The sequence below is a fragment of the Nocardia sichangensis genome (assembly GCF_047200615.1).
In the GTDB taxonomy this organism is placed as follows: Bacteria; Actinomycetota; Actinomycetes; order Mycobacteriales; family Mycobacteriaceae; genus Nocardia; species Nocardia sichangensis.
On sequence record NZ_JBJZOK010000069.1, the window covers coordinates 1 to 9,033 of the forward strand.

Here is a 9,033-nt window from a genome sequence, read left to right on the forward strand (position 1 = left end):
CCTCGTCCGATCGAGGGGCTGCTGCAGGGTGCTTATGCGCATATCGGGGTGACCGATTATTGGCGGGTGCGGCGGACGCTGGTCGGCGGTGCCGACCGGGTGGAGGCGGAGAGGCAGTTCGCTCGCTGGCGGATGATGACCGCTGAGGCGATCGGTCAGTTGCGGGACTCCGGATCGTTGACGGGGTTGGGTGAGCGGTTTGTGAGGGCGATGGGGGAGACGGTGTTGCCGTGGTCGAGTGAGCCGGTGGATCCCGCAGCTGAAGCCGCCGCCCGCGAAGTGGCCGAGGAACACCGCGAGCGTGAGGCCCAACTGAGGACAGCCGGGCAGCGCAAGCCGTGATCCGAGCCGGTGAGTCGAGGCAGGAGATTCGCCGGCGGGCGGTTGCCGCTGCCGTGGCGGTCGCTCGGCGGCACGGTGTCACGGTCACCGCACCCGAGGTTCTCAAGGACGTGAGCAACGTGGTGATTCATCTGCGGCCCGCTCCGTTCGTCGCGCGAGTCACCACCACCACCTTGTTGCGCCCGAACCTTCCGTCCTGGTTGCGACGCGAAGTCGCGGTTGTCCGTTACCTCGCCGACCATGGCGGAGCCGTCGTGCCACCCAGCGACGAGCTGCCGCCCGGACCGCATCGTCACGAGGGAATGTGGCTGACTTGCTGGCAGTACATCGAACACGACCCAGAGTATGTTCCGGGTGTCGCGGAATTGACCGATTCACTTGCCGAGCTGCATCGCGTGCTGCGCGGCTATCCCGGTGACCTTCCGTATATGGGCGTCGTGCTGGATGAGATACCCACCATGATCGACACCCTCGAGCGCCTGAAAATCGTTCCGGCGCATCTCATTGTCGCGTTCCGGGCGGAGTTCCGGCGATTGGCGCCGATCTTGATGGCCGACCGCGAGACTGCCCAGCCATTGCACGGCGACGCACATGCCGCCAATGTCCTCGCGACGGTGAACGGGCTGCTCTGGAACGACTTCGAGGACACCTGCGCCGGCCCGGCGAAATGGGACTATGCCACGGTGCTGCACCGTTACCAGCAGTGGAAACCGGTCCTGGGAGAGCTGCACCCATATTGCGCCGCGAGGTCATTGGAGGGCTGTGTCTGGACTCTGCTACTGGCACATCGCTTTCCCGATCAGCAACACGTCGCCGACACGTACCTCGACCGCTGGCGCCGGTCCATCACACAGGGTCCGTAACGCGAGGAGCGCCCCGACCCCATCGCACTCGCTTCATCGGATCTCCTCGCCTGTGGTCGGCTATCGGTGGAGTTGTGACCGGCCCGCTTGTCGCGGAGTGTTTCGTCGGATTCACTCGAGTTGTCGCCAGCCTGTCGCGATCTGAATGTGTGTGCCTTGCTTGGTGATTTCGGACCAGTCGGCCAGGTCGCCGAGGGGCAGCCGGGACGAGGTGCGTCGGGTGGCGGTGATGTACCAGTCGCCCTCCGCGCGGCCGTATTTGTCGATATTGAGCGCGGCTAGGTAGTTCGACCCGATCGTGAACCGCACGACGGCAAGGTGTTCGCAGACTCGTGCGTCGCCGTGCTTTCCGACCGGAGCCCAGTCGGTCGCGATGTCGAACGTGCGGACTTGGGACGCCAGGTCCGGCCAGTCCATCACCTCATCGATCGCACCACTCATCGAGGATGTCGTCTCCCAGTGACTTCCGCGGCGGACCGCGACGTAAGTGTAGTGCCCGCCTTTCATGAATCGGACAACCGAGCCATCCGGGGGTTCGAGAGGAATCGGCCTCGGCGGAGGCGGTGGTGTGGGCGGTAGCGGCGTGAGGTGGGCTCGCATGGCTGTCAGGTCGTAAGCGAGGGGATCGCGCAACGTAGGGAGCAGTCGGGGGACAGTGACCGGTGGCCCGTCCAGGACGTCTGGGCTCGCTTCGTTCGCCTTGATCGCGTCGATTCGCACCTTGGCCGCGACCGCCGATCCGGTGATCTCGCCCCAGCACGCGGTGACCAGCCCCCGCGACTCCAGATGCCGGATCATCGGCAGGAAGCGCTGGCTCATCTGCGGAGTCAACTGCCCTATCCGCTCCCCGTCGATGCGTACTTCGACATGAGGCTTAGCTCGGCTGCTTTCCGCGGTGTTCTCATGCAAGGTGACGACGAGCAGGCCGATCCCGCCCTCGGGTACGAACTTCAACAGCGCGTCGAAGTGTTCGTGCTCCTTTGTCACCTGGACGATTCCCGAGCGCGGCAGCAAAGTGTAGGCAGAGTTCGGGGGATCGTTGACAGGGATCGCCAGGGCCGGGTCTTCGAGTCCGATCAGCACATTCGCGTGGAGTTCGAGGCCGCCTTCCCAGTCGTCGTACTCCCGGACCCAGATCTTGCTCGACGTCGCGGGAAGGAATCCCGATGCGATGATGCGCCTGAGCACCACCGCCCAGTTCCGGGCAGTGTCGGCGTCGAGGTATCCGATGGTCCGGCCGCCGGTCCGGACCGACACCGCCCACGGCCCTTGGAGGCTGTCCGGTTCGGGTATCAGCTGAACCTCGGGGGAGAGGCCATCGTTGCGGTCGGGGAGCTCGGGCGGATACAGGCTGCGGATCGCCGGCAGGTACTCCTCTTCGATCGTCAACTCGTAGCCGTGCCAGCTCCGGTTCTGTCCCCACAGCCGATAAGCCGAGCCGATGGGGTGCTCGATATGGGACTGCGGTGCTTCCTTCGGTTCGGCTTCCGAGTCGGCATCGTCGTCGAGCGACACACCGAAGTCGATAGCCAGACCTGCCAATCCGGAGTCCCAACCCTGCCCGACGGCGCGGACCTTCCACGCGCCCGCGCGGCGGTAGATCTCGCCGAAGAGGAACGCGGACTCGGTGGTCGCCTCGGAGGTGACGAACTGGGCCAGTGTTCTGCCTGTGTCGTCGAGGATCGTCAACGACAGCTTGCCGAGTGCGCCGAAACTGCCGGAATCGATGCTGCCGACGAGTGCGATGGTGTGGACGTCGTCGGGTACTGTCGGCAAGTCGATGTCGATCCGCGCCTGGTTGCCCGATCTCGCGTCGGCACCGTGGAACCGCACGGAGCCATCGGCCGAGCGTGGCTGGTTGTAGAAGACGAAATCGGCATCGGATCTGACTTTCTGGTCGGCCCCGAGTAGCAGTGCGGAGGCGTCCACCTCGGCGGTTGAGTCGGCCCAGCCGATGATCACGTCGACACGGCGTGCGGCTGCGGGCAGGGTGAGGTTCTGTCCGCGCGAGAGCATCGGAGACGTCACGATGTGGAACCTTACTAACTCGCGAATTACATTGTCCCGGAATGGCGTCAGCACCAAGAGAATGCCACGACAAGCGACGGATCGGTTCGCCGACCGACTCGGCACCGTCGATGAAGAAGGCCCTGCGCCCTGGTCGGGGGGCACTGGCGGCCGACCGATCGAGATCTGTGACCACAGATCACGGTATGGGTCCGGGAGGCACGGACTCAACCACGACCAGTCCGTCGGCTATGGGATGAGCGGCGTGAGATTGTGTTATTCGCAGGCGATGCCGTCTTTGTCGCGGTCCAGCTCTGGTCTGTAGCCGGGTTCCCCACACCGCAGCGGCGCAGCGCCGGCAGCTCTGGCTGCCGCGCAGTTGGGGTAGAAGATGCTCGGAGCTACTGGGCGCGGCGGCGCTGGCACGGCCGCCACAGGAGGCGTGGGTACCGCAACTGTAGGCGGGTCAGGCGCGACCGTAACCGACGGCGGGGTAGGAGCGATGGGCGATTGCAGCGTGGCCGGAGGCGGTGGTGCCACAGTAGTTGTCGGCGGTGGTGGAGGCGTCGTGCGGGCCGTGGATGTGACTGCTGCGGTGAGGGACGTCGCGGTGACTGATGTCGTGGTGGTTGGTGTCGTAGCGGTTTCGGTACCGCATGCGGCCGCTACGAGGGCGGTTGCGGCGTACCAGAACAGAACGCCAGCATGTCGCCGTGTCGAGATCATCGTTGCCCTTTCCGGGGAGTGGATTCGTATTTGCCGTGCAGATGCGCGCTACCGAAAGGCGTGTCCGCACAGTCCCGGGCCCACGCGATGGGCAGAATTACGCATGGCTGGGTTTCGCCCAATCCTCGGGCACTGCGCCGCCGGGGGACCGGCGACTGTCCGTCTTATCGCCGTCGATACGGTCTGTGTTTCGGGAGTTTCGTGATCGAAGTCGTGGCCTAGCAGCCTCAAGCAATGACAGCGGCGTCGGCCAGAGCGGACGCGACTGCTGCGAAGCAGATTTAGTCCGCTAGCGCGGCGATAGTGCAGAATCGCCGCTGCCGGTCCACACCGAGTCTGCGGCCGGAGGTCACGAGCACAGAATCCCGCGGATGCCACGGACAATCCATGAGACTGGCATCCACTATGGCGGGGCGGTGACGCCGATGGAACTGGAGTCAGCTCCGGTGAAGCGCTTTCACCGTGACTGTTTTCGTGAGACGGGACCGCGCAGCTTCTCGCCGGTGCGTTGCGCCTGTCGATGACCGGCGCGTTGCCACCAGGTGGTGGCCTCCGTGAGTTGTCCGCGGTAGCGCAGGCGGATCGCGAGGTTGTGCATCGCGTCGGTGTGGTCGGCTTCGGCGGCTCGCCGGTACCAGGTGAGGGCTTCGTCGAGGCGTCGGGATTTGTCGAGCATGACGGCGAGGTTGTACATGGCGTCGGTGTTGCCGGCCTCTGCCGCTCGGCGCCACCAGAGTTCGGCGTCGCTGAGCCGTTTTACCTGTTGTAACAGCATTGCCAGGTTGCCCATGGCGTCGACGTCGCCTCGCTCGGCGGCCTTGCGGTACCAGTCGTGCGCTTCGCGGGCTTGACCCTGCGCATCGAGCAGGTTGGCGAGGTTGTTCATCGCGCCGGTATGTCCTTGCGACGCGGCGAGCCGCCACGAGTTCCCCGCCGCGGTGAGGTTGTCTTGGTCGGCGAAGCGGCGGCCGTCCTCGAAATTCTCGGCGGCATCGGTATCAGAGCTGGTGGTTTGATCGGTGATCGTCGCGATCGAGATGTCGCCGCCAGATACCGATCGGGCGGCCGGCGGGGTGAACAGCCGCAGTTCACCGGCGATGTTGACGCTTCGTCGCTGAGGGCGGGGATAGCCGTCACGGTGCAGGGTTTGGTCGACCTTCTGGTAGAGCTGATCGAGCGTAAGGCCGATGTTGGTGGCGGTGCTGAGCAAGGCCGCGGTGAAGGCGGTGTGGCGGTGGCCTTCGGGCGCGGCCGAAGGTTCGTTTCTGGCAGAGGATGCGATGGTGTAGGTCCCCTGAATGTCGATTTGACCGTCGATGAGCGAGGAGGACGCTCCCATGGCCTCGAACGCTCGTCCCGAGAAGCAGCAATCCAAGATCAAGATGCGTGCACGGGCTGGACTCGCGATGAGTTCATCGCGCAGCGTTGCGAACGGCACCGAGCTCCACTCAGGGTGGTCTCGGCTGGTGCCGGACAGCGCCAAGTACAGTCGCCCACGCCGATCCACCACGCCATGTCCGGCGAAATACACCAACAGGACGTCATCGGCCTCCCGTGCAGCGGTAGCAACCACCTGACCGACCTGCGCGCTGTGCTGAGGATCGGTCAGGACACTGCACTGGCGTTCGGCAAGCGCGCTTCCGGTGGATGCGGTCAGCAGCCGGGAAAGGTCCGCGACATTGTTGACAGCAGCTGGAATGTCAGGGAACTCAGGATCGACGTACCGGCTGACTCCGATTAGTGCGGCACGCCACCCGCTGCGACTCGGTGCCGGTGTCACTGTTGGTCGCGGGGCCGCTCGAGCATGCTCTGCAATGCTTGAGTGACCTCAGGTGTCTTGATTCGCTTGGCATCCAGGGTGATCTCGGTGTGCTCGTTGATCTTGAGGGTGACGGCGATATCGGATCGGCGCGCGGTGAACCACACTGTCAGCGACCGGGCAAGGGCAGGGGCGATTCCGCCCGCGCCAACGGCGACGACAAGCACATCGTAGAGATCACCCATCTGGCCCGGACGAATCTGATTCGGGCGCAACTTCACTCGGCCCCTCAACTTGTCGTCGTCGTTGAACCATTCGAGGAGCTGGAGCAGGTCATCGGCGTTGCCGTGGGTGCGAATCGTCAACTGGTCCTTAGCTTCCGGCATGGCATCTATCCTGCCGCGCCGAATCCCTCCAAGCACAGTGAACCGAGGAGATCGCATCGTTGCCTCCTGTCTGAATCCCGGGCTGCATCACTGCGTGACGCAGCGACAGGGCGAACAGCACCGAACTCCGATCGACCTGTCCGACTGTCCGACGTTGGTGTGTCGAAGCATGATGTTGTGGACAGTCATTGCTGACTGGCGTTGCGGCGGTTGAGGCGGCTTTGGCGGTATTCCACGGCCTCGGGGAGGTCGTTGAACTCGAGGAGCTGCCCTGTCAGTTCCTGCAGGTGCTCACGGACTTCGGCGGGAGTGGCGTAGAAGAATTCGCGGCGCTCGTTGACCTGGTTGACGCGTTTGTCTGCCAGACGGCGATGCAACTCGGCTTCGATTCCCGCCGCGTCGTCGGCGTAGAAAATGGTGTGGACGTCGTATCGGAATGGCACCGACGCGTTGCTCAGGTCACGGATGCGCTCTGACGGGTCATGGCGGCGGGTCATACCGATCTGGACTACGTTCTCGCCGAACGCGCCGATATTGGAAATGACGTAGACGTGACCGATGCGAATATCGTGCTCCTGATTGGTGATCATGGTGAGCGCAAGTTCCCGTTTCTCCAACCTCGCGCGCAGGTCTGCCGCATCCGCGGTGTCCTTTTTGCCTGTAGCCACGAGCGCGGCGAGGGCATCGCGGTCCTGCTGTTGCAGTTGTTCGAGTTTCGCTCGCTCACGAGCGAGTTCTTCGTGCGCTTTGCGCTCCTCACGCAAACGGTCGCGTTCGTCGCGCTCGCGCTGTTTCTGGCGGGCGAGCATCTCGAGATGATCAGCGGTCCACTCCAGCTCGCGTCGGCGGAGCTCGTGATAACTGGGGGCGACGCGCAGCTGCATCGTCTTGCCCAGCCGTTCGATGGTGACTGCGATCTTGTCGAGGCGTTCGAGTGCGGTAGGGAGCTTGTACGGCTTGAGGCTTCGGACGAGGTTGTCGGCTTCCGCGTTGTAAGCGCGCAGCATCAGCATCGAGTATTCGCGGATCATTTTTCGGCCCTCGGTGACCGACCCGTTGACGGTCCAGGTCGTCGATGCCTCGATCGCGCCGCCGTCGCGGCGTGCCAGTTCCTTGATTTCGCCTTGTAGATGTTTGAGCGCGTCGCGGTAAGCGACCGCGTCCGACAACGGGTGACGGTATTCGTAGATGCCGATCTCTTGAAGCACCTGCTCCTCTCGGGTGCTGATCACTTGAGTTCGCAAGTTGTCCAGCAACGTCTGCTGGTCGGTGATTTGCAGTGCGAGCTGGTCGCGCAGGCGTTGGAGTTCGGCGACCTCGAGTCCTCCGAGGCTCGCCAATTTAGCTCGAAGTTGGCGATTTTCGGTGAGCGCGTCCGCCAGCTCCTGCGATTGTCGTTTCGCATAAGCACGGGTGCCGAACAGTGGGACCTTCGGCGCCTGCGCGACGCCCTGCTGGATCCGGCCGGTGATATCGGCAGCTGAGACAGGCTTGCGGTCTCCGGTCCAGTCCGTGCCGTTCCAATACCTCAGGAAGCGCTCGTCCTCGGGGTCGGGATACCAGTTCGGTGGTGCGGTAGTCATGATCCCCCTTGCCGAAGTCGTTGTTTCGATGATTCCATTACGCACCAACGTTTGGAGATCCAACGCAGGGCTGTGTTCGGGCCGACTGGTGTAGAACCGGGGCGATCCGGAGTGTTCGGGTGCAGCGGCGAGTCAGGGACATCCGGCGCTGCTGAGGCCTCTGGATACGGACTCGCGCCGTATACGCCGATTGCCTGCATCACCGTTCACCCCTGTCGGTTAGTACGGTCAGAGCTCCGTCGACTATTCCGAGCCAGAGGTAGTCTCGGGCGCGGGTGACGGCGACCAGTTGGCGGCGGGCGGCGAGTTCGTCGGTGTCCTGCTGTGAGGCGGTCCGGCGGCGGGGCCGTTCGCCTGGCAGCACCGGGCGGAAGACCGCCGGAAATTCCAGTCCTTTGGCGCGTTGGACGGTGCCGACCTTGACCGCGTCAATATAGCTGCCGTTGTAATCTTCGAGCAGCTGGATCGGGATGCCCGCCGCTTTCAGCACCCGCAGGAAGCGATTCGCCTCGGTGTTGGTGCGGGTGATCACGGCGACGTGGCCGTTGGGTGCGCCAAGTGCGCGGATCGCCGTGGTGAGCGCGGCATCGATCTGGTTGTCGGGTCCTTCCCATTGATCGACGTGCCCGCCATCAAGGACGCCGCGCGCGTCGCGCAGCGTCACACCGGTACCGCCATCAAGGTCGTCCACCGTGTTGCGGGCGTCGATTCCTCTGGCGTAAGCGAGAATCGCTGCTCGATTGCGGTAATTGACGGCCAAGAGTTCGCTGCGGTTGCGAACGTCGAACCCGGCGTGCGAGAGCCGCCAGCCACCGGGATATACCTGCTGTTGACCGTCGCCGACGAACAGCAGGGAATTGGGGGTATTGGCGGCAATCTCCCCGACCAGTCGCAAGCCCATCAACGTTACGTCTTGCACCTCATCGACGACCACCATTGAATACGGTGGGTCAAGCGGTCGTTGGCGGAGCTCCGCCAACGCTGCGGTGATCAGGTCGTTGGCGTCGAAGACTTCGCGTTCGCAGCGGATTCGCTCGTACTCCTCGAAAAGCTTCCACACCAAGGGGCGTTGATCTTCACGGCGCAGTGCCAAGCCCTCACGACCGGTGCGGACCAGCGCTGCATAATCGTTGTAGTCAGTGATACCACGGCCTTTGATCAAGCGGTCGATCTCGTCTGCCCAGTATTCGAGGTTGGGCTCGATGTCGGCGAGTGGTCCGTTCTCACCGCCCACATGCGCCCATGCCAGTGACAGTGCTGTGCGCGCCCGCGCAGGTTCCATGCGCACCGGCTTGCCTCGCAGCCGCAGGAACTGGCTCGCCCACGCGTGCAGTCCGAGGAACTCAACGCGATCGACGACTTCGGGA

9 protein-coding genes are annotated in these 9,033 nt (G+C 64.0%); 2 read left to right on the forward strand and 7 right to left on the reverse strand.

Going from position 1 to position 9,033, the window contains the following annotated elements; genetic code table 11:
* Positions 1 to 342 (forward strand): aKG-HExxH-type peptide beta-hydroxylase (locus tag ACL03I_RS38760; RefSeq protein ID WP_412808556.1); only part of this gene is annotated, 342 nt, incomplete at its 5' end.
* 53 nt (positions 343 to 395) lie between these two features.
* Positions 396 to 1,205, forward strand: coding sequence for a phosphotransferase family protein (locus ACL03I_RS38765; protein ID WP_412808557.1), 810 nt, complete (start codon positions 396 to 398; stop codon positions 1,203 to 1,205).
* Positions 1,206 to 1,316: 111 nt separating this feature from the next.
* On the opposite strand, the gene ACL03I_RS38770 is transcribed toward ACL03I_RS38765, so the two are convergent.
* From ACL03I_RS38770 to ACL03I_RS38800, 7 genes are all read right to left on the reverse strand, one after another.
* The gene (locus tag ACL03I_RS38770) at positions 1,317 to 3,233 is read right to left on the reverse strand and encodes a TerD family protein (protein WP_412808558.1); all 1,917 of its coding nucleotides are present in this window, start codon (positions 3,231 to 3,233) and stop codon (positions 1,317 to 1,319) included.
* Positions 3,234 to 3,488: 255 nt separating this feature from the next.
* Positions 3,489 to 3,752 (reverse strand): excalibur calcium-binding domain-containing protein, encoded by a 264-nt coding sequence (locus ACL03I_RS38775; RefSeq protein ID WP_412808559.1) that lies wholly within the window; start codon positions 3,750 to 3,752, stop codon positions 3,489 to 3,491.
* Positions 3,679 to 3,870, reverse strand: coding sequence for a hypothetical protein (locus ACL03I_RS38780; RefSeq protein WP_412808564.1), 192 nt, complete (start codon positions 3,868 to 3,870; stop codon positions 3,679 to 3,681). The genes ACL03I_RS38775 and ACL03I_RS38780 overlap by 74 nt, the downstream gene beginning before the upstream one ends.
* Positions 3,871 to 4,395: 525 nt before the next feature.
* On the reverse strand, positions 4,396 to 5,718 hold the full coding sequence (locus tag ACL03I_RS38785) for a caspase, EACC1-associated type (protein ID WP_412808560.1): 1,323 nt from the start codon (positions 5,716 to 5,718) through the stop codon (positions 4,396 to 4,398).
* Positions 5,715 to 6,083 (reverse strand): effector-associated constant component EACC1, encoded by a 369-nt coding sequence (locus ACL03I_RS38790; protein WP_412808561.1) that lies wholly within the window; start codon positions 6,081 to 6,083, stop codon positions 5,715 to 5,717. Before ACL03I_RS38790 ends, ACL03I_RS38785 begins: the two co-directional genes overlap by 4 nt.
* Positions 6,084 to 6,268: 185 nt before the next feature.
* Positions 6,269 to 7,666: a DUF4041 domain-containing protein gene (locus tag ACL03I_RS38795; RefSeq protein ID WP_412808562.1), complete on the reverse strand. Its 1,398-nt coding sequence runs from the start codon at positions 7,664 to 7,666 to the stop codon at positions 6,269 to 6,271.
* A 199-nt stretch (positions 7,667 to 7,865) separates the two neighbouring features.
* The coding region (locus ACL03I_RS38800; protein WP_412808563.1) for a 3'-5' exonuclease at positions 7,866 to 9,033 on the reverse strand (1,168 nt) is incomplete at its 5' end.